Annotated in this window: 20 protein-coding genes; 12 read left to right on the top strand and 8 right to left on the bottom strand. The window is 65.6% G+C overall.

The annotated features are described in order from the left end of the window. Positions 1–158 precede the first annotated feature (158 nt). Both BMI01S_RS01800 and BMI01S_RS01795 read right to left on the bottom strand, forming a co-directional pair. Positions 159–743 (bottom strand): chemotaxis protein CheB, encoded by a 585-nt coding sequence (locus BMI01S_RS01800; protein ID WP_051381274.1) that lies wholly within the window; start codon positions 741–743, stop codon positions 159–161. Between the two features lie 103 nt (positions 744–846). Then, positions 847–1,443 (bottom strand): recombinase family protein, encoded by a 597-nt coding sequence (locus tag BMI01S_RS01795; RefSeq protein WP_028210675.1) that lies wholly within the window; start codon positions 1,441–1,443, stop codon positions 847–849. A gap of 391 nt (positions 1,444–1,834) precedes the next feature. Between BMI01S_RS01795 and BMI01S_RS41830 the strand changes: the two genes are divergently transcribed. Beyond that, complete coding sequence (locus BMI01S_RS41830) at positions 1,835–1,987, top strand: hypothetical protein (protein ID WP_167334404.1); 153 nt, start codon at positions 1,835–1,837, stop codon at positions 1,985–1,987. A gap of 119 nt (positions 1,988–2,106) precedes the next feature. Here the strand turns inward: BMI01S_RS41830 and BMI01S_RS01790 are convergent, their stop codons facing one another. Continuing rightward, on the bottom strand, positions 2,107–2,520 hold the full coding sequence (locus BMI01S_RS01790) for a GNAT family N-acetyltransferase (RefSeq protein WP_161635512.1): 414 nt from the start codon (positions 2,518–2,520) through the stop codon (positions 2,107–2,109). A gap of 251 nt (positions 2,521–2,771) precedes the next feature. Here BMI01S_RS01790 and BMI01S_RS01785 point away from each other — a divergent pair, with 251 nt between their 5' ends. Continuing rightward, complete coding sequence (locus BMI01S_RS01785) at positions 2,772–3,170, top strand: hypothetical protein (RefSeq protein ID WP_042288042.1); 399 nt, start codon at positions 2,772–2,774, stop codon at positions 3,168–3,170. Between the two features lie 334 nt (positions 3,171–3,504). Here the strand turns inward: BMI01S_RS01785 and BMI01S_RS01780 are convergent, their stop codons facing one another. The 4 genes from BMI01S_RS01780 to BMI01S_RS01765 form a co-directional block, all read right to left on the bottom strand. After that, positions 3,505–3,687, bottom strand: a complete 183-nt coding sequence (locus BMI01S_RS01780) for a hypothetical protein (protein ID WP_028229920.1) — start codon at positions 3,685–3,687, stop codon at positions 3,505–3,507. A 1-nt stretch (position 3,688) separates the two neighbouring features. Further along, the gene (locus BMI01S_RS01775; protein ID WP_028229919.1) at positions 3,689–4,576 is read right to left on the bottom strand and encodes a hypothetical protein; all 888 of its coding nucleotides are present in this window, start codon (positions 4,574–4,576) and stop codon (positions 3,689–3,691) included. A gap of 196 nt (positions 4,577–4,772) precedes the next feature. Further along, positions 4,773–5,057, bottom strand: coding sequence for a hypothetical protein (locus tag BMI01S_RS01770; RefSeq protein WP_028229918.1), 285 nt, complete (start codon positions 5,055–5,057; stop codon positions 4,773–4,775). A 107-nt stretch (positions 5,058–5,164) separates the two neighbouring features. Beyond that, positions 5,165–5,440, bottom strand: a complete 276-nt coding sequence (locus tag BMI01S_RS01765; protein ID WP_028210671.1) for a DUF1488 family protein — start codon at positions 5,438–5,440, stop codon at positions 5,165–5,167. Positions 5,441–5,645: 205 nt separating this feature from the next. Here BMI01S_RS01765 and BMI01S_RS01760 point away from each other — a divergent pair, with 205 nt between their 5' ends. The 5 genes from BMI01S_RS01760 to BMI01S_RS01740 all read left to right on the top strand — a co-directional run bounded on the left by BMI01S_RS01760 (position 5,646) and on the right by BMI01S_RS01740 (position 9,962). Continuing rightward, positions 5,646–6,617, top strand: a complete 972-nt coding sequence (locus tag BMI01S_RS01760; protein WP_028229916.1) for a cation diffusion facilitator family transporter — start codon at positions 5,646–5,648, stop codon at positions 6,615–6,617. A gap of 178 nt (positions 6,618–6,795) precedes the next feature. After that, complete coding sequence (locus tag BMI01S_RS40590; RefSeq protein WP_154671119.1) at positions 6,796–7,068, top strand: hypothetical protein; 273 nt, start codon at positions 6,796–6,798, stop codon at positions 7,066–7,068. 14 nt (positions 7,069–7,082) lie between these two features. Next, positions 7,083–8,312, top strand: coding sequence for an MFS transporter (locus tag BMI01S_RS01750; protein WP_042288038.1), 1,230 nt, complete (start codon positions 7,083–7,085; stop codon positions 8,310–8,312). Positions 8,313–9,038: 726 nt separating this feature from the next. Next, positions 9,039–9,236, top strand: a complete 198-nt coding sequence (locus BMI01S_RS01745) for a hypothetical protein (protein WP_028210668.1) — start codon at positions 9,039–9,041, stop codon at positions 9,234–9,236. A 165-nt stretch (positions 9,237–9,401) separates the two neighbouring features. After that, positions 9,402–9,962, top strand: coding sequence for a phasin family protein (locus BMI01S_RS01740; RefSeq protein ID WP_028229913.1), 561 nt, complete (start codon positions 9,402–9,404; stop codon positions 9,960–9,962). Between the two features lie 62 nt (positions 9,963–10,024). On the opposite strand, the gene ligD is transcribed toward BMI01S_RS01740, so the two are convergent. Beyond that, positions 10,025–12,670 carry a DNA ligase D gene (gene ligD / locus BMI01S_RS01735; protein ID WP_028229912.1) on the bottom strand — a complete coding sequence of 882 codons (2,646 nt, stop codon included), beginning with the start codon at positions 12,668–12,670 and terminating at the stop codon, positions 10,025–10,027. A gap of 275 nt (positions 12,671–12,945) precedes the next feature. On the opposite strand from ligD, the gene BMI01S_RS41825 reads away from it, so the two are divergent. The 5 genes from BMI01S_RS41825 to BMI01S_RS01715 all read left to right on the top strand — a co-directional run bounded on the left by BMI01S_RS41825 (position 12,946) and on the right by BMI01S_RS01715 (position 18,762). Then, complete coding sequence (locus tag BMI01S_RS41825) at positions 12,946–13,098, top strand: DUF6496 domain-containing protein (RefSeq protein WP_167334403.1); 153 nt, start codon at positions 12,946–12,948, stop codon at positions 13,096–13,098. A gap of 145 nt (positions 13,099–13,243) precedes the next feature. Beyond that, complete coding sequence (locus BMI01S_RS01730; RefSeq protein ID WP_036044083.1) at positions 13,244–14,386, top strand: cytochrome c oxidase subunit II; 1,143 nt, start codon at positions 13,244–13,246, stop codon at positions 14,384–14,386. A 1-nt stretch (position 14,387) separates the two neighbouring features. Beyond that, positions 14,388–17,018, top strand: a complete 2,631-nt coding sequence (ctaD, locus tag BMI01S_RS01725) for a cytochrome c oxidase subunit I (protein ID WP_081723290.1) — start codon at positions 14,388–14,390, stop codon at positions 17,016–17,018. Further along, entirely contained in the window at positions 17,018–17,446 is a 429-nt protein-coding gene (locus BMI01S_RS42380; protein ID WP_042288033.1) for a hypothetical protein, read from the top strand. Before ctaD ends, BMI01S_RS42380 begins: the two co-directional genes overlap by 1 nt. After that, on the top strand, positions 17,443–18,762 hold the full coding sequence (locus BMI01S_RS01715) for a cytochrome c (RefSeq protein ID WP_028210664.1): 1,320 nt from the start codon (positions 17,443–17,445) through the stop codon (positions 18,760–18,762). Before BMI01S_RS42380 ends, BMI01S_RS01715 begins: the two co-directional genes overlap by 4 nt. Position 18,763 lies beyond the last annotated feature (1 nt).

The raw sequence follows: 18,763 nt of genomic DNA, 5'->3' as shown, positions 1-18,763 counted from the left end.
GGCCTGTCCTTTTTAGAGAAATATTGTGCCCGCCGCTGCCTGGAATCCAGACATGTGACATGCGCAGGGAGCGCCCGCGCAGTCAGATATTATCCCCCTCGCGAGGCAGGCTGCGATAGTTTTATAGGACATTGCCGCGCTGGAACGAACCCGCGAACTCACCGTGTGTTCGATCGGGGGTGGATTGCGCAGTCCGTCAGCGCAATCAACGCTGCGGGGAGCTTCGCGAGCGGGAGAACGTAGTCGGCGTAAGGCGCCGCGTGTCTCGGCATGTCGCCGGCGAAGGCGTCGTACGGGTCCTGAACGATCGCTGTGCCGCCATGGGCGCGGATCTGCGCAAGACCCGCCGCGCCGTCGTCCAGCATGCCCGTCAGGATCACGCCGATTGCGCGGGTGCCCAGCGTGGCAGCCACGCTGCGCAAGAGCGGATCGATCGCGGGCCGCGCGAGATTTTCCTTCGAGCCATGCGAGAGGCGCAGGCGCTCGCCATCCACCAGCAGATGGAAATCGGGCGGCGCAACATAGATTCTGCCGCGCTGGTATTTTTCGCCGTCTCTGGCATGGGCAACCGCAAGCGGGCCGGCCATACCGAGCAGCGACGGCAGCACGCTGGCGTTCGCGCCCACATGTTGAACAATCGCTATCGTGGCGGGCAGATGTTCCGGCAATCCGGCCACCAGGGTGCGCAAGGCATCGACCCCGCCCCACGACGCGCCTATCGCGATGAAGTCCCGACAAATCAATTTGGTTCCAGTGTGACCGATGCTCGTGCCTTCGCATGGGCTGTGCCTGGTGTTTTCAACGACGGCCCTGGGCGGCGATCCGCAAACGCCCCACACCGCGGAGCTATCCCGCCTCGACGAACGCGCCGGAAGACGCGCGTATGCGCATGATGGTTTGCCGGGAAGTTTCGAACCGGCGGGCAATTTCGCTGACCGTGAGCCCCTGGTCGAGCAAGTCGATCACGCGCTCCCGGTCCTTCAGTGAAAGCGAGATCGGCCTTCCTGTGGGCCGCCCGCTCAATTGCGCGCGCTTGAGGCCCTGGCTGCTGCGTTCGCTGCGGGTCTTCGTGTCCATTCGCACGATGGCCCTCAGCATCTTGACCGCCTGGGGCTCGCTGGCGCTCGCCAGATCGACGTTGCCGAATTCCACACAACGAACGGAAATGCCCTCCTTGCGGCATTTCATCAAGGTCGACAGCACGTCGCTCGGGCTGCCGCCCAGGGACGAAAGTTCGAGGACCACCAGTAAATCGCCGCGCGAGAGGCGCCTGATGAGGGCGCTCAGCACGGCGCGATTTTCCGCGGCGAGATACGGCGGCGCGTTTTCGACCGCGACGCGGTTGAGCGCGACCGTGTAACCGGCCTTGTCGAGCCGGATGACTTCCTGCTCGGGGAAAAAGCCCTCGCTCACACCGTTGAGGTAAAAGTAGGTCCGCTGCAACTGTCTCTCCAGAGGGGGAACGTCGCTCGTCGAAATATACGGCGGAACAATGAAAGCAGAATGCACCGCAAAAAATTAATTCCACGTTTCGGCGAGCCGCGCTCGGCGTCGAGCATCGGACGCTCGCTCCTGAAATGGAATCAATTTCATTCGGCATGCTATGCACGCGCCCTCAGACTGCGCCACGGGCCATGAAATCGATTTCGCAATTTCCATGCCTGGCGCCCGCTGCGCGGGTGCCGCCAGCGTTGAGGCACGCGGGCCGCCGCGCGGGCGCGATTGTCCATAAATCCCACTATTCGGACATGGCAGCGCTGTACAATTTCCCGTACGTTTCGATTACTCTCGTTTCGGATCCGCTGCAAATACTCGACTTGACAAGGAGACTGACATGGAAGCCTCATTGCTGGTCATTGCATTCGGCACGATGGCGTTGGCAGTAGCGGCAACGTCGGTGATAGCCCACTATCGCCGCGAAAAGCGGCGCGCGGAACTGCTGCGCAACCTGGACCACCATGACTGGTGCAGATGGACGCGGCTGTGACGACGCTGTGACGTGGGTCCAGGTGATCGACCGGGCCGCAACGCGCGCTCGCGCACTTCGGGTCATCAGGGCACACGTTCACCGTGCGGCGACGGAGACCGTCTGGCGCCCGCCCCGTCCTAAACGATCTTTTCCAGCGACTTGCGAAGGCCGCGAACATCGCTCGTGCCGCCGTCGCCTCTCCGCTGGACCAACTCATACCCGTGACGAAGATAGAAGGCGAGGGCTCGCCGGTTCTCTTCGTGCGTCTCCAGTACGATTCGCCGGTAGCCCATGCCCGCTGCCTGGCTTTCGAGGAACCGGAGAATTCCCGAACCGGCTCCCGGCCACTCCGGGCGCCGATAGATGCGCGTGAATTCGGCGACCTCGAAAGAGTATCGGCTCAGGGCGCCGCAACCGATCGCTTCGCCATCGGTCGTGCGCGCGACGACGAACGCGCTGCGTGCGGTCTGCACGTCCCCGTCATGAAACCGGGATGACGCAGTGGATGCGCCATAGAGCGCAGCGAGGGCGCTCAGTTCGTCGAGCAGCATGCGCGCATCGAGTGTGCAAGGGTCTTCCCGGCGAACCACGACGATCACGGACGACTCTCTCATGTGTCACCTCCTCCGCAACCTGTTACTTCCCAGGTGCGCATGGACAATGCCTTGACGCATTCGAGATTTCCCTGGCGCGGCACGCCGTTTGCGGCCAAAACGCGTGCGCATCACCGATTGATGGAAGGCTGCTGAGTGCGCCCTGGGCGTTCGAAGCGCGAACCGGTGAGCGCAAATCCGGAACGACCATGAAGACATACGATTTCGAGCAACGGCTGGAAGAGATCCAGATTGCCCTCTCCCGGCTCTTCGCATCGCCGAAGAGCCCTGCTGTCAGCAGGCTCTACGAAGGCAACGCGGTCATCCTGCATCTGAGCTGGGTGGTGGAATCGCATCGTGATACCACGCTCGACTCACGCTGCGCGGCCACCATCCACGCGACACGCGCACAAATCGAACGCTATGCGGGCCTCGACACCGCGCAGCGGCGCACGATCCAGCAGCGCATAGGGCGCCGGGTGCGATCGGGTTACGATGCCGGCCGCCGTGCGTCACCCCGAAACGAGGCTTGCGCGTTCGACATCACGCTCGACGATGCGACCTTCGCCGCCCGCGCCGATGGCGACTACTTTCCGGGCATCGGTTAGGCGGTGCCGCTAGTTCCGCTGGTCCCGCTAGTCCCGCCTGAAAACGGCCACTGGCAAGTGGGACCCGCTCGACCGACGTGCAGTGTCAGCCGTTGCTACGAAACCGATACGCTAGTAGTGCGAACCGATTTCGAATGCGATGGCGGCCACGCGCGTCTGACCGACTTCATGGCGGTCGATGCCTGCGAGTCTTCGATGCGGCGACTCATGGCCGCCAGTGATGCCCAGCCGGCAATCGCGCTACGACAAAAGACGGAAGCCGGTCCGTGAATGCCGGTAGCGTTTCGTACACCCTGGATATCCCGCTGTTCTTGTCCTTCTCCGCGCGGGTGCTTCAATCATCCGGCTTGTGCGCGATCTCCGAGAGGTCGTCTACCCGCACCTGCGTCTCGGGAACGGTCGCGCCTTCGTCGGAAGGCCCGGAAAGACCGGCCCGTAAATTCCCGTCCTGTTCGTGCTGACCATCTTCGCGCGGCGGCTGGCCGGCTCCATGAGGTATTTCGTCTTGCGCTGTCATTTCACCCGCTCCTGTTCATCGCCTGCTGGCGCCTGTATTCGTCTTGCTTCATCTGCATGTACTGCTGCCGGTCGATTTCGTGCAATTGCCGCGAATATTGCTCGCTGGCGCTGAACCAGTTGCTCAGGCGCTGCTGCAGCCGCGTATCGGGCTGCCCCGGCGGTTCGCGCAGCCAGGCATCGATGGCCAGGTAGTAACGCATGGTGTTGCGCTCGACGAGACCGCGCACGCCGCTGACGTATTCCGGCTGCGCCGCGGACCCATCGGCGATGTCGGTAAAGCCGACCTTGCCGCGGCCGAACGTCGCCAGATAGCCTTTCATGGCGAGACGCCCCAGCGTGCCGTAGCTGTACGCATAGGTCAGATGCAGGAACGTGCGGCTACTGCCGAGCGACACGGCTTCGAGGACGATTTGATAATCGCGGGTATTCAAAGGTCCGCTGTCGGCGTGGAGCCTCACGCGGAAGTATCCCGGGCGGGTGACCGCGGCGTCGTAATTGAAACGCAGGCGGTAGGTGGACCGGAGTTCTTCGGCCACTTCTTCCTGGCTCACGTTGATGGTCAGCATATTGCCGCCGCTACTGCCCGACGAACGGCAGTACTTGATGTTGGGATGCAGGAGCAGTACGTCGCACCAGTTATTGAGTCCGTTCGCATCACTGAGCGCGCGGTGGACCGTCGCAAACGGGTAGTCCATCACGGCGTAGATCTGGCCTGTGACCGTCGATGGCGATTCCTGTGAATCGAGATACAAGCGCCGGTGAAACGCGTTCTGTTCGAGCCGTGGTTTCAGGTCATGGTAGGTGGCGAGCAAGCGGGCGGCATCGTCAGATGTCTGCGCCTGCAGCCCCGGGCATACCAGGCTGCATGCCGCCAGAATGGCAAGCATGGCGAAACGTATGAGGCCTGCCTTGAGGCTCTGCATCGGGTCATTCCTCAGGGACAGGCGCTTGCCGCCGCCCGGTCTGATTGTTCGTGGAGCACGCATTTTCTCGTCATATTCCGCGGAGCGCGAATCGGATCCCCGGGTCCTCACCCATCGTCCTTCACGTCGATGCGCGCCCCGCATCGCTCAAGGCGTGCTGTCAATCGTAGTGTTCTTCGTGATCACGGTCGCGCCGCGTGTCGCGATCATGGGGGTGACGGTGCATCCATTCGTCATGCTCCCAATAGCGGTGGCCATCCCAATAGCGGTCGCCGTGCCAGCCGAGCGTGGTTTCGCGACCGGGTGCCGGAGCGCGGGCTGGCTCGTCGTACCTTGGCCGCGGCGTGACATCGCTGTCCGCGAGCACCGTGCCGCCCGCCGCCAGTGCCGTGCCAGCGACGAGTGTCGCCAGAATGGTGCGCAGTGCGTTCGTCGTGGGTTTCATGATTGTGCCCTCCCTCAAACACCCGAGGTTGAGCACGGCTCGTACCTATGGTGGCCTGCTTCACATGATTTCCGATTGCCCGTGTCATTTCGCAGTGGTAGCGGATGTCATTCGCCGGTGGCGCGAAACGCGCCGCTATGCAACACCACACCACCTTCTGTTTCGTTCATCGCATCGGCACATGCGGCGAGTATGCGCGAGCGTCCACGTTCGAATGCTTTTCGCAGTGAGTCCTCGAGCGCGGATTCTGCCCCGAAGTGATCTTCGAGCGCCTCGACGGTGATCGCGCATTTGACCGGCTCGCCGTCGCGCTCGACCATGAAGTGCATACGCAGGCTGGAGCCGTCGAACGTCACAGTGTCGTCAAGAAAGTGAATATCCATCGCTGCCCTCCTTCGCTCGTTCGAACTGGGCATCCATGCGGCCGCTGGCCGCGCGCCGGCCTCGCGTTCAGTTGCAAGCATCGCGCGTGCCTGGAGAGCAGCCGCCCCGTTGTGCGCTCGCGCCGCTGTGCGCGCAGAAGCGCGCCTGGCGGGTTCAGCGCTTGCGTGATCGAGATTCAGCGGGAGCCAACGAGGAACAGACGCGATGACCGGGCGAGAGGAAAACGGCGAACGCCGTGCGGCGACCCCGCGCCGTGCGCACGGAAGCGTTCCCCGCGCCGTCTACTATGCGCTAGCGTCGAATGTCATCGTCGCGCTGAGCAAGTTCGCGGCGGCGGCCTGGACGAACTCCGGCGCAACGCTAGCCGAGGCCGTGCACTCCAGCGCGGATTGCGCAAACCAGATCCTGCTCATCCGCGGCAGACGCGCCGCCGCGAGCGAGGCGGACGAGCTCCATCCGCTCGGCTTCGGCCGCGAAACGCACTTCTATGCGATGCTCGTCGCGCTCCAGTTCTTCATCGTCGGCGGACTCGGCTCCATGGGCATCGGTCTCTGGCACCTATGGCGGCATGCCGGCCTCGAACATGCGGGAGTGGCGATTGGCGTGCTAGCGGTATCGGCCATCGTCGAGGGCTGCGCCTTGCGCGCATCGATCCGCTCGGTCGATAAGAATCGGCGCGCAGGCGGCCTGTGGCGCTGGTTTCACGAGACGGGCCAGCTCGAAGTCATGCTCTCGATCGGCGAGGACGCCGCCGCGCTCGCCGGCGTGCTCGTCTCGCTCGCCGGCCTCGGCCTCGCCGCGATCACCGGCAAGGCGCTGTTCGATGCCCTGGGAAGCATCGGCGTGGGCATCGTGATGATGGCGACGGCCGTGCTGACGCTGCGTGAAATCAAGTCGCTCATCGTCGGCGAGGCGGCGCGCCCGCGGGACCGCGGCGCGATACGCGCGTGGCTCGAGGCGCGTCCCGAGATCGAGCAGATCGTGAGCCTCGTGGTGCTGCGCTGGTCCGACAGCTTCGTCGTTGCCGTGCAGGCGCGGCTCGCCGCACAGCAAAGCCCCGACGACCTGGTGCGCACCATCGGGCGGTTGGAAATTGGCCTGCAGAAGGCGTTCCCGGCCGCGCGCTGGGTCTTTTTCGAGCCCGAGCTGAGCGAGCATGGCGAACATCCGGCTTAGCGTGCGTGCGCCGAGGCGTCCACGACGATGCGGTATGCGAGTTGCGCGCCGCATGGGTAGCCTCGCAGCGAATGTCGTCTGCGGGATACCCATCTTTCATCCATGGTGTCGCCACCCAGTTGTCTCACCGAAAATGCGGCAATCGTCGAATTCGCGGTCATCGGCCGCGCAGACATGCGTGCTCTCGCGAGGAGAACCGATCCTGGTTCCCGGTCTCGCGTGGTCGCTATCCGTGCGCTGTCGTTCTGGACACCTACAGGTCATTACCCTGTGGCAGGTGATCGGCCGCTATGCGTCACGCGTGAAGCGCTTCCGCGCCGCGACGAGCCCCGGTGCAACCTACGAGGAATTCACCGTGACTTTCATGTGGATTCCGGAGAGCGCACTGGTCGACATGGTGACGCGTCTCGCCGCGCTGCCCTGGGTGCTCGATGCATGGTTCTATCCCTGATGCGGAGAATACCGATGCAAGAACTGCAATGGAGCAAGACCCCGCTCCCCGGCCGGGCGTCGCTGCTCGCGGCGGCCGTGCTGCTCGGCGCGCTCTATGCCGGGAGCACGCTCGTCACGCCGCTTTATGCGCTCTACCAGCACCGCTTCGGCCTTTCCGATCTCACTATCACGCTCGTGTACGCCACTTACGTGATCGGCAATCTCGGCGCACTATCCGCATTCGGCCACGTGTCGGACCAGGCAGGGCGCCGGCATATCAGCCTGCTCATGCTCGCTGTGGGAGGCGCGAGCGCGCTGCTGTTTCTGCTCGCCGTGCACCCCGCGATGCTGTTTCTGGCGCGTGCGGCGAGCGGCCTTGCGATCGGCGTCGGCGCGGCAACAGCCACGGCATGGATTGCCGACCTGTATGCCAGCGCGGACAAGACGCGCGCGAGTCGTCTCGCCGCGGCAGTCAATCTTGCCGGCCTTGCCGGCGGCGTTCTCGTGGCCGGCCTGCTCGCGCAGTTCGTGCCATGGCCGCTTCGCACGGTGTTCCTCGTCTATCTGTTGATGCTCGTCGTCACGGCGGCGTTCACCGCCCGGACCCGCGAGACCGTCGACCTTTCGGTACGCGCGCACGCGCAGTTGTCGTTCAGGCCGCGCATCGGCGTTCCTTCGGGGTCGCGCGCCGCGTTCGTCGCCCCCGCCGTCACCGCATTCGCCACTTTCGCCCTCCTCGGATTTTATGCCGCACTCCTGCCTAATCTGCTTGCCAACAGCATGCATATGCATAGCCCTGCCACGAGCGGAGCGATAGTCGCCGAACTCTTCGCTGCGGGCGCTGTCACCGTCGCGCTGACACCGTTGCTGCCGTCCCGCGTCACGATGTTCACCGGCCTCGTGCTGCTTGCTCCCAGTCTCGGTCTGCTGCTGTGGGCTCAAGCCGCGGGATCGATCGGGTTGCTGATACTGGCGAGCGCGCTGTGCGGCATAGCATCCGCATTCGGGTTCCGTGGCAGCCTTCAGGAGGTCAACCGGATTGCGCCGCCGCAGCAACGCGCCGAACTGCTTTCCGCTTATTTGCTGTGCTGTTACAGCGGTAACTCGTTGCCGGCCGTCGGCGTCGCCCTGCTGTCGCGCCACGTGGGCCATTTGCGGGCGAACGTGGCTTTCGCGGCGGTCTGCGTCACGCTTGCGTTAGTCGCAATGGCCATCGGCATACGGCAGACACGCCGCGAAGACCGACCAACAGCGATGAAATGAGGCCGCCCCGGCGCGGAAATCGTCGACTTTCCGGCGTTTCCCGTTCCTCTACCGAGAGAGAGTCCACCACCATGCAGATCAGCCCGACCCATTCGCCCTTGCGCACCGACGTGCGCGCCCATCTTCCAGTCGAAGATCCGGACGGCGGACACGATCCCTCAAAGCCCCCGCCGCCGTCTCCGTTGCCCGACGACGTTCCGCCCCCGCTGCCCGAGGGCGACCCTCCGCCGCAGTCCCCGCCCGAGCGAGTGAACAAAAAAGCGCGCCCCCGGAGCACTCAGGGCATGGAAAGCGCTTCCATCCGTCGTTGCAGGATTGAATGAACCGCTTGCTTTACCAGGAAACGCGAAGTATCACATCGGGTCAAACCGTTGCTGTCCATATAGGTCGACTTACGAACAGCCGATGGTCGTTTCCCTTGTTGCATAATGATCTGGTAACCTGAGTTCGCAGATTTTTCCAAGCAGCTTGCTTCAGGAAACGAAGTCGAATCGCCCGTTCGTCGCGACACCGTAGCGCCAAGCTCCGCTCCGTTGGTCATGCAAATGCGCCGCCCTGCCTGGCTGTGATTCAACGTTCTCCGCTGTGATTGTGATTGCGCAGATTTCAGGTTTCTTGCTAATTACTTTCCGCCAACTGTCGTCCGCTGCTGTACGCAAGCATGTAACGCTATACCCGGTCTGCGGCATTCCATGCCGAATAATTAAATCAATGTTGGAGACAGACATGCTCAGCCCTCACGAATACGCCACCCTGATGCTCGTCAAGGACTCTCCCGAACAAATCGATCTCACACGCGAAGAGCTGGACGTCCTGATCAAACGCCATCTGATCACCATGGAACAATCAGTGCCCGGCACCCACAGCCCCTGCCTGACAAACGACGGAAACGCGCTGCTTCGGAACATCAAGCGCGCGCCCTGAGCGTTTCTTGCGCACAGGCTGTCGCCTTCATCCCGCTTTTAGCCGTCTTTTCCCCCTCCTCACCGCATATTGAGCTTTATTGCGCCGTGGGTACGTGATTTCGCACGCACGTACCACCGGTCTTTTAAGCAACTCGATAGCATGCCTTCCCACAGGAGTTGCATCATGCAAGTCCAGGAGCTGGTTTCCGCCTCGCAAAAATCCGGCGTCGCAATATTCGTTGAACTAAGCAGCACATTCACCGACAGCATGGACAGACTCGCGCACCTCAACCTCGAGGCCGCGCGAAACTTTCTCGACGCCACACGCAACTTCTCGCAGCGGGCGCTGTCCGCCCAGGGGCCTTCCGAGTGGCTCGCGGTGCAGAGCGAATTCATGGCGCCGGCCTCGCAGCAAGTGCAGGACTACAACCGCCGGGTGCTCGAGCTTGCGGCCGCGGCCCAGGCGGCCTGCGTACGGTGTACCCAGGCACAGGTGGCGGAATACGGCACGCGAACGCGAGCCATGCTGAACGACTTCGCACAGCGCGCACCGCGCGGCTCCGAGCCGATCGTGGCCGCACTCGACTCGGCGATCAGCGCCGCCCACGCACTTTACGGGTCGCTTCAGGAGACCGGGCAACAGGCTGTCGAGGCCGCTCGTAGCAGCCTCGAGATGGCGACGGCGGCGGCGTCGAAGTCGGCAAAGCGCGCCGTCGATCTCACAGCGGAAACAGCGAAGCGCTGAGCGCAAACCTTCACGAGGCGGCTCGTGTAGCCGCCCTGCGCGCTTCTTTCCGTTTCCCGCCTTCAACCGCCCCGCAAGCGCCGCAGCATGGCCGCGCCGATACGCTGACGCGTGCGGCCATACCCCTCCCAAGGGTCGCCTTCGAGCGCTTCCAGCCGCTCGTGCACATTCGCGACGGTCCATTGGTCGCCGGCGGTCGTGTTTTCGACTTCGTCCCAGCGCAGCGGCACCGAAACGCCAAGCCCTGGCCGCGCACGCGGCGCATAAGCCGCAATCGTGCTGGCTCCGCGTGAATTGCGCAGATAGTCCACGAAAATGCGTCCCTTGCGGTTCTGCGGCCCCATCTTCGCGCTGAAGCGTTCGGGCAGCATCGCCGCCATGTGCTCGGCAACGGCGCGTGCGAACTCGCGGACCTCGTCCCAACCCGCATGTCGCCCAAGCGGCACGACCACATGCAACCCCTTGCCGCCGCTCGTCTTGCACCATGCCTGCAAGCCGAGTGCGTCGAGTAGCTCATGGGTCAACCGCGCGGCCTCGATCATGCGGCTCCAGTCGAGCGAAGGATCGGGGTCGAGATCGAACACGATGCGATCGGGCTTCTCGATGCTCGTGGCGAGCGCGTTCCAGGTGTGCAGTTCGATCGCATCCATCTGCGCCGCGCCGACGAGCGCCTGCGCGGTCTCCAGCGTCAGCAGCGGCGCGTGGCCGGGATCGAGATCGGGGTGCCGCGTGGCCTGCGGAATCTGCGGCACCTTTGCGTGCCGCTGGAAAAACCGTTCTCCGGAGACCCCGCGCGGCGCACGGACGATCGACACCGGTCGTTTGCGCAGGTGCGGCAAGAGCTGCGGCGCAATCGCCTCGAAGTAGTGAACGAGATCGATTTTGCGCAAGCCGCTTTGCTCGTCGATCACGCGCTCCGGGTGCGTGATGCGCACGCCCGCGACTTCGGTCTCTTCGCGCCCGGCACGCGCATGGCGATGAGCGGGCGCAGCGGCTGGGCGCCCGGTTTCTTCCGCCCTGGCGTTGCGCGAGCGTGCGCCCTGCGCCGCCTCGACGGGCGGCGATTGCGGCTCGCGCACGATGGTTTCGGCCGGCTTGTCGCGACGCAGACCGACAAACGACGCCTGACGCACCACCCCTGCGCTCGTCCACGTCTTGAAGCGCACTTCGGCGACCAGTTCCGGACGAACCCAGTGCACCGCCGCGCGCCGCTGTGCGGCGGGAAGCGCGGCAAACGGCGACGTTTCGGTCGTGCGCGCCTGCAATTCGTGCGTGATCGATTCGAGCAGTTTCGCGTCGAAGCCGGTCCCCACACGCCCCGCGTAACGCAGCGCGCCATTTTCGTACACGCCAAGGAGCAGCGCGCCAAAGCCCACCCGGCTACCCGTTGGCTCCGTATAGCCGCCGATCACGAATTCCTGGCGCTGCGCGCAGCGCAGCTTGAGCCACGCGGCGGTGCGCGTCGAGGTGTAATGACTGTCGCGCCGCTTCGCAACGAGCCCTTCGAGGTTCGCGCCGCACGCGGCCCGCATGAGCGCCTCGGGGTCGCCCTCGACAGCCTCCGAGAAGCGCAACGCCGTTTGCGGCGTGTCGCGCAGCAGGGCTTCCAGCCGTGCGCGGCGCTGTTCGAGCGGCACCTTGCGCAGATCCATTCCGTTGAGCCAGGGAAGGTCGAACAGCCAGAACGCGATGGCGTCCGCGCGACCCGCATCGAATGCGTTCTGCAGCGCCTGAAAGTCGGGCACGCCCCGCTCGTCGAGCACCACCGCCTCGCCGTCGAGCCACGCCGATTCGACATCGAGGGCACCGAGCGCCTCGATCTGCTTCGGGAATTTCGCGCTCCAGTCAAGGCCCGCTCGCGTGAAAACGCGCACACGCGATTTGCCCCTGGCGCCCTTGTCGATGCGTGCGAGCACGCGATAGCCGTCGAATTTCAGCTCGTAGAGCCAGTCCTCGCCGCTCGGCGGTGCTTTGGCGGGCGTGGCCAGCTGCGGCGCCAGCTCCGCCGGCAACGCGCCCCGCACCGCGCCTTCCAGCGCATCACCGGCGCGTGGCGGAGAGGAAGCGCGAGCAACGTCAGGTATCGCTTGCAGCAAGTCTGCGGCGGGCTGCGTGGCTCGCTTTGCGTCGCCCTTAGGCCTGCCGTCGCCCTTACGGCTGCCGTCGGCCGGCCTCGTGCGTCTGTCTTTGTCGCTGGCCGCCCCGTCGCGCTGCTTGATGAGCAGCCAGCGATCCTGCTTCGTCCCCTTCATGGGGCTGCGCACGAGCGCCCAGCCGCCATGCATACGCTCGCCTTCGAGGGTGAAGACCAGCTTGCCGTGCTCGTACCCCTCGCGCGCCGCGCGCAGCCCGCCTTCGGGCCGCCAGACACCGTGGTCCCAGATTTCGACGGTGCCGGCGCCGTAGTTGCCCTCGGGAATCGTTCCCTCGAATTTGCCGTATTCGAGCGGATGATCCTCGACGTGCACCGCGAGCCGCTTGACCGAAGGATCGTTGCTCGGCTCCTTCGGCACGGCCCATGACTTCAGCGTGCCGTCGAGTTCGAGGCGAAAGTCGTAGTGCAACTGGCTCGCATCGTGGCGCTGGATCACGAATGAAGCCATGCCTCCATCGTTCTTGCTGCGCCTGTTTTGCGGCGCACGGCCAGGGGGCTCCGGCGTCTTCTCGAAGCGACGCCTGGACTCGTAAGTCTCCAGATTGCGTTTCATTGGCGCTCCTTCGCATCTTGCGCGAGGCCATTCGTCGCGATGCTCGGCCCCATCAGGCCAACGAGCAACCAACGTGCCGCAGCGCGCGGAGCGCACGCCCTCTCAACCGGCGTGCCGGGCGCGTGAGTTGCTGAAAGATCGATGCATCGTCCGACGCTCCCGCGCAGCGCAGCGCCCGCGATCGCCGGGATTCACACATCCTTCCCGACATCGGGCACCGAGGCGCAGGGGCCAAGCGGCGTGCAGTAAACCGACTTAGCTCAAGGAGAACGATCATGCCACTTAGCAAGGGAAAAACTCGCGAAGCCATATCGAAGAACGTCAAGACCGAAATGAAGCACGGAAAATCGCAAAAGCAGTCGGTCGCGATTGCCTTGAACCAGGCCCGCAAATCCGGGGCGAAGATCCCTAAAAAGCACTCGAAGTGACGCGCGTTCGCCCGCCTGGACGGGCACGCTGTCTGCTGCCCTCGCGGGGCGGCGCGATGCCGCGTGGGAGAACCCCTATGCTGCATGTACCGCGGCACGCCCGGCCTCAACGGGCGGCCCCCCCGCGCCCGCGAAAGGGACGGCCATGAGCCGACCACGGCCGGTTCACACCCGCGCGGCGCGCAGACTGCTGGTAGCCCAGGGATGGGTGATCGGCTGCGTTGCGGCCAGCGAATGCCACGCGGCAACGGCACCGACGCCACTCGCGTACTTCCTGCACAGCGCCGGCCCCGCGTCGGCGCCGGTGCGATTGCTCGGCTGGGGCCTCGCGGCATTGTGCGTGGGCGTATGCGTGGCCATCGCCACGCTTCTCGCGCTGGCCTTTCGCGGCACGCGCGACGCGGCGGACCCGTCCCTGCAGAGCGACGCAACGCCAGAAGATAAGGAAGCCGAAGCACGCGGCGCCGCGGCCGAAGGATGGGCCAACAGAGGGAACGACAGCGGCGCCACCAGCCCAACCGACCGCAGAGCGAACCGGATCGTCGGCATCGGCACCGCGATTTCGACTGTGCTGCTGTTCGGCGCCCTCCTCTCCATGCTGCGCGTGCTCGCCGCCGTGGCGGACCCGCCGCGCGCGAGCACGCTCACCGTGCATGTCACGGCCTATGACTGGTGGTGGAAAGCCAGCTACTCGACGCCTTCCGGCGCAAGCTTCGCGACGGCCAATGAAATCCACATCCCCACTGGCGAGCCGGTCCAGATCGAACTCGAAAGCGCCGATGTGATACACGCGTTCTGGGTGCCCGCGCTCGCCGGCAAGACCCAGGCGATTCCGGGGCAAGTCAACCGTCAGTGGATCGAAGCCGACCACCCCGGCGTCTGGCGCGGCCAATGCACGCAGTTCTGCGGGCCGCAGCACGCGCACATGGCGCTCGAAGTGGTGGCCGAGCCGCCCGATGCGTTCGCACGCTGGACCGGGAATGAGGCGCGGCCCGCCGCGGCACCGGGCAACGCCGCCGCGCAGCACGGCGCGCAGGTCTTCATGGCGCGTTGCGCCGCCTGTCACACCGTGCGCGGCACCGACGCCACCGGCGCGCAGGGGCCGGACCTCACGCACCTCGCGTCGCGCCGGCTGATCGCCGCTGGCGCGCTCGCCAACACGTCCGCCAACCGGCTCGACTGGATCGCCCACGCCCAACGCATCAAGCCCGGCTCGCTGATGCCCGGCATCGTCCTCACGCCCGCCGAGGCCGGCGATCTCGGCGCCTGGCTCGACACGCTCCAGTGACATGAACGATAGTCCGACATCCTCACCATCTGCCCGTGCGGCGCGCACCGCCATTCCCGCGCGGCCTCGCTCGGCGCGTCTGTCGCGCGTGCCGGAAACCGGGATCGCGCCGCTCGACGAAGAGACCGAGCGCCGTCTCGAGGCCACCTGGGAGACGCGCCCGGGCTGGCGGGGCTGGTTGTCCACGGTCGATCACAAGACCATCGGCATGCGCTACCTCGTCACGGCGTTCGTGTTCCTGCTCCTCGGCGGCGTCGAGGCCCTCGTCATGCGCGCACAGTTGACGCGGCCCAATGAAACGCTACTCACGCCGCAGCAGTACGACCAGCTCTTCACGATGCACGGCGTGACGATGATCTTCCTCTACGCGCTGCCCGTGCTGAGCGGCTTCTCGAACTATCTGTGGCCGCTCGTGCTCGGCTCGCGCGACATGGCGTTTCCGCGCCTGAACGCGCTTTCGTACTGGATCTTTCTCGGCGCGGCCATCCTGCTCTATGCGAGCTTTCCGTTCGGTCAGGCCGCCGACGCGGGGTGGTTCAACTACGTGCCGCTTTCCACGGCGGCCTACGATCCGGGGCCGAACATCGACGTCTACGCGCTGGGCATGGTGCTGCTCGGCATCTCCACGACGGTGGGTGCGGCCAATTTCGTCATCACGTTCCTGCGCATGCGCGCGAGCGGCATGTCGGTCGCGCGGCTGCCGATTCTCATCTGGGGCACGCTCACGGCTTCGTGCGCCAACCTGTTCGCGGTGCCATCGGTCAGCCTCGCGTTCTTCATGCTCTGGCTCGACCGCAACGCGGGCACGCACTTCTTCGATACGAGCGCCGACGGCCGCCCGCTGCTCTGGCAGCACCTGTTCTGGATCTTCGCGCACCCGTGGGTGTATGTGGTGGTGCTGCCGGCCATGGGCATCGTTTCCGAAGCGCTGCCCACGTTCTGCCGGCGGCCGATCGCCGCCTACTCCGCCGTCGCGCTCTCGACGGTGGCGACCATGCTCCTCGGCTTCGAAGTCTGGCTGCACCACATGTTCGCGACAGGCCTGCCGCCGCTGGCGCTCGCGTTCTTTGGCGCGGCGAGCATGCTCATTTCGGTGCCGAGCGCGATCGCGGTATTCGCCTGGATCGCGACGATATGGACCGGCAAGCCCGTGTTCAGGACGCCGTTTTTTTACTTCGCGGGCTTCGTGCTGATGTTCACGGTGGGGGGCGTGTCCGGCGTGATGACCGCGGCCGTGCCGCTCGACTGGCAACTCACCGACACCTACTTCGTGGTTGCGCACCTGCACTACGTGCTGCTGGGCATCAACGTATTTCCCGTGCTGGGCGGGCTCGTCTACTGGTTCCCGAAATTCACGGGACGGCTGATGAACGAGCGTTTCGGCAAATGGACCTTCTGGGTGCTGTTCGTGGGATTCAACCTGGGTTTCTTTCCGATGCACATCTCGGGGCTGCTCGGCATGCCGCGCCGCGTGTACACCTATCCCGAGGGAATGGGCTGGGACACCGCCAACCTCGTCACGACCATCGGCTCGTTCGTCTTCGCGATCGGCATCGCGATGTTCGTCGGCAACGCGCTCGTGAGCCTGCGGCGCGGCCAGCACGCCGGCGCGAATCCGTGGCACGCGGCAGGCCTCGAATGGTCGACTTCGTCTCCTCCTCCGCCGTACAACTTCGCAGTCCTACCTGTCGTGCGCTCCCGCGATCCGCTCTGGGCGCCGGATGCGCACCTCGCGCGCCCCGGCTATCTCCTGCATCGCGGGCGCGAGGCGCTGGGGATCACACCGCTCACCGGCGAACCCGACGTCATCCTCAAGATGCCGGAGGATTCCTATGCGCCTTTCGTGCTGGGGATCGCAGCGACGTTCGTGTTCGTCGGACTCCTGATGCATTCGGTGTGGCTCACGGCGCTCGCCGCGCTCACGTGCGGCACGGCACTGCTCGCCTGGCTATGGCCGCGCCGTGAACTGTTGCAACGCGAGCCGTTCGAACTCCAGCCCGCGGTCCCCGGTGAAGACGCCGATGCCCCCGGCAGCGACGATGAAAGCCTCGCGCTGCCCGTGGGCAGCGCAGGCGAGCATGCGGGCGGCTGGTGGGGCGTGCTCACGCTCATCGCCACGGAGGCGGCGCTGTTCGGCTATCTGCTGTTCTCGTACCTCTATCTGGCTTCGCAAAGCGCCCAGCCGTGGCCGCCCGAGGGACTGCCCAAGCTCGGCATGAGCGGCCTGAACACGGGCATTCTGCTCGCGAGCAGCGTGTTTGTCTGGGCGAGCGGCGCGTTCGTGCGGCGCGCGCGCTCATGGCCCGCGTTCTGGTCGATGTTCGTGGCCGTCGTGCTTGGCATCGCGTTCGTGAGCATTCAGTTCTCGGAGTGGCACGAACGGCCCTATGGGCTCGCGTCCAATCTCTATGGTTCGCTCTACTTCACGATTACGGGCTTTCACATGGCCCACGTGATCGTGGGCGTCGTCATGCTCGTGTGGCTCGCGATCTGGATCGCGCGCGGCTATTTCGATGGCCGCCGCGACGCCGCCCTGAACATCGGCGGCCTGTACTGGCACTTCGTCGATGTCGTATGGCTATTCATCTTCAGCGTGCTGTATCTGTCGCCCTACTGGATACGAGGACACTGATGGAACCCGCGCACGCACCACGGTCCGCGCCGCACGCCTCGCCCACGCGCGGCCAGCACATCGCCGCCTGGTACGGCCTCGTCGGCGTGCCGCTCGTCTGGATCGCACACGTGCTCCTGTGCATGAGCCTCGTGGCGATTGCCTGCCCGGGCGGCGTCACGCAGCGCAACGCGCTACCCTGGAGCGTGGTGCAGATCCTGCTCGCGGTCACCTCCGCCGCCGCGCTCGCGCTCGCGCTCGCCGGCGTGCTCGCGACGCTGCGCGCATGGCGCGAGTCCGGCGCGCTGGCAGGCGGACGGCGCGAGACATTCCGCTTCGTCGCCTGGTGCGGCGCGGCTGTTTCGGTGGCCTTCACGCTTGGGCTCGCGTTCACGATTTCGGTACTCGTGACGTTGCCGCTGCAGCGCGTGTGCGAGGCCTTGCGATGAAGATTGCGCGCTCCAGACGCTCAACGCTCGCGGCGGCCGTGTGCATCAGCGTGCTGTGCGCCGCCTGCGACGACGGCGGCACCGGCGCGACATCCGACGCGCCGAGGCCCCCGCCCGACGCCGCGCAGATCGCGCGCGGCGAGCAGCTCGCCAAAGCCGGCGACTGCGCCTCCTGCCACGATTCCGCCCAGCATCAGCCGTTTGCCGGCGGCCAGCCCGTCAATTCGCCGTTCGGCTCGATCTATGCGAGCAATCTCACGCCGGACCCCGTGCACGGCATCGGGCGCTATACCCCCGCACAATTCGCGGCGGCCTTGCAACGCGGGGTGGCACCGGGCGGGAAACGGCTTTATCCGGCCATGCCCTACCCGTCGTTCGCGTCGCTCGGCCCACAGGACGTGGATGCGCTCTACCAGTACTTCATGTACGGCGTGGCGCCCGTGCCGAATGTCGTCCCGCAGACGCGGCTGCCGTTCCCGTTCAATCAGCGCTGGGTCCTGCGCTTCTGGACGATGGTGTTCGCCCGCCACGCGCGCTTCGAGCCGGACCCCGCACGCTCCGCGCAATGGAATCGCGGCGCATGGCTGGTGCAGGGACTCGGGCACTGCGGGGCGTGCCATACCCCGCGCGGCCCCGCTTACAACGAGATGGGCTACGACCAGCACAGCCCGCTCTACCTCACGGGCGGCGTGATCGACCACTGGTACGCGCCGAACCTCACCGGCGATCCGGGCAGCGGCCTCGGGCGCTGGAGCGTGGACGACATCGCCACGTTCCTGCGCGACGGCCACAATACGCGCGCGTATGCGTTCGGCGCGATGGCGCCCGTGGTGGGCGAAAGCACGCAGCATCTGAGCGACGACGATTTGCGGTCCATCGCCGTTTATCTGAAGTCGCTGCCCGCCCATGCGCCGAGCGGCAGCTACGACGATTCACCGGCCGCGCGCGCGAGCACCCGTGCCGCCTTGCAGCTCGGCACGCCGGAGCGGCCGGGCGCGGGCGTCTATCTTGCGTTCTGTGCGAAGTGTCACGGCGCGGATGGCGGCGGCACGCCAGGCAAGGCGCCCCCGCTCGCGGGCAGCGCGCTGGCGCTCTCAGAGGATCCGACGAGTGCGCTGCGCCTCGTCATCGAGGGCAGCGCGAGCCCGCAGACGGCAGGCGGCGGTGCGCCGCGCAAAATGCCGGGCTTTCGCGGGCAGTTCACGGATAGCGAAATTGCCCAGGTGGTGAGCTTCGTGCGCGGCGCGTGGGGCAACAATGCCGCGCCCGTGGCACCCGCCGAAGTGACGCGCCTGCGCGCGGCGATCCATCGCTGAC

Source organism: Paraburkholderia mimosarum LMG 23256 = NBRC 106338, from assembly GCF_000739815.1.
GTDB classification, from domain to species: domain Bacteria; phylum Pseudomonadota; class Gammaproteobacteria; order Burkholderiales; family Burkholderiaceae; genus Paraburkholderia; species Paraburkholderia mimosarum.
The sequence above is the reverse complement of the archived record's forward strand: the minus strand, read 5'-3'. Positions and strand labels throughout refer to the sequence as shown.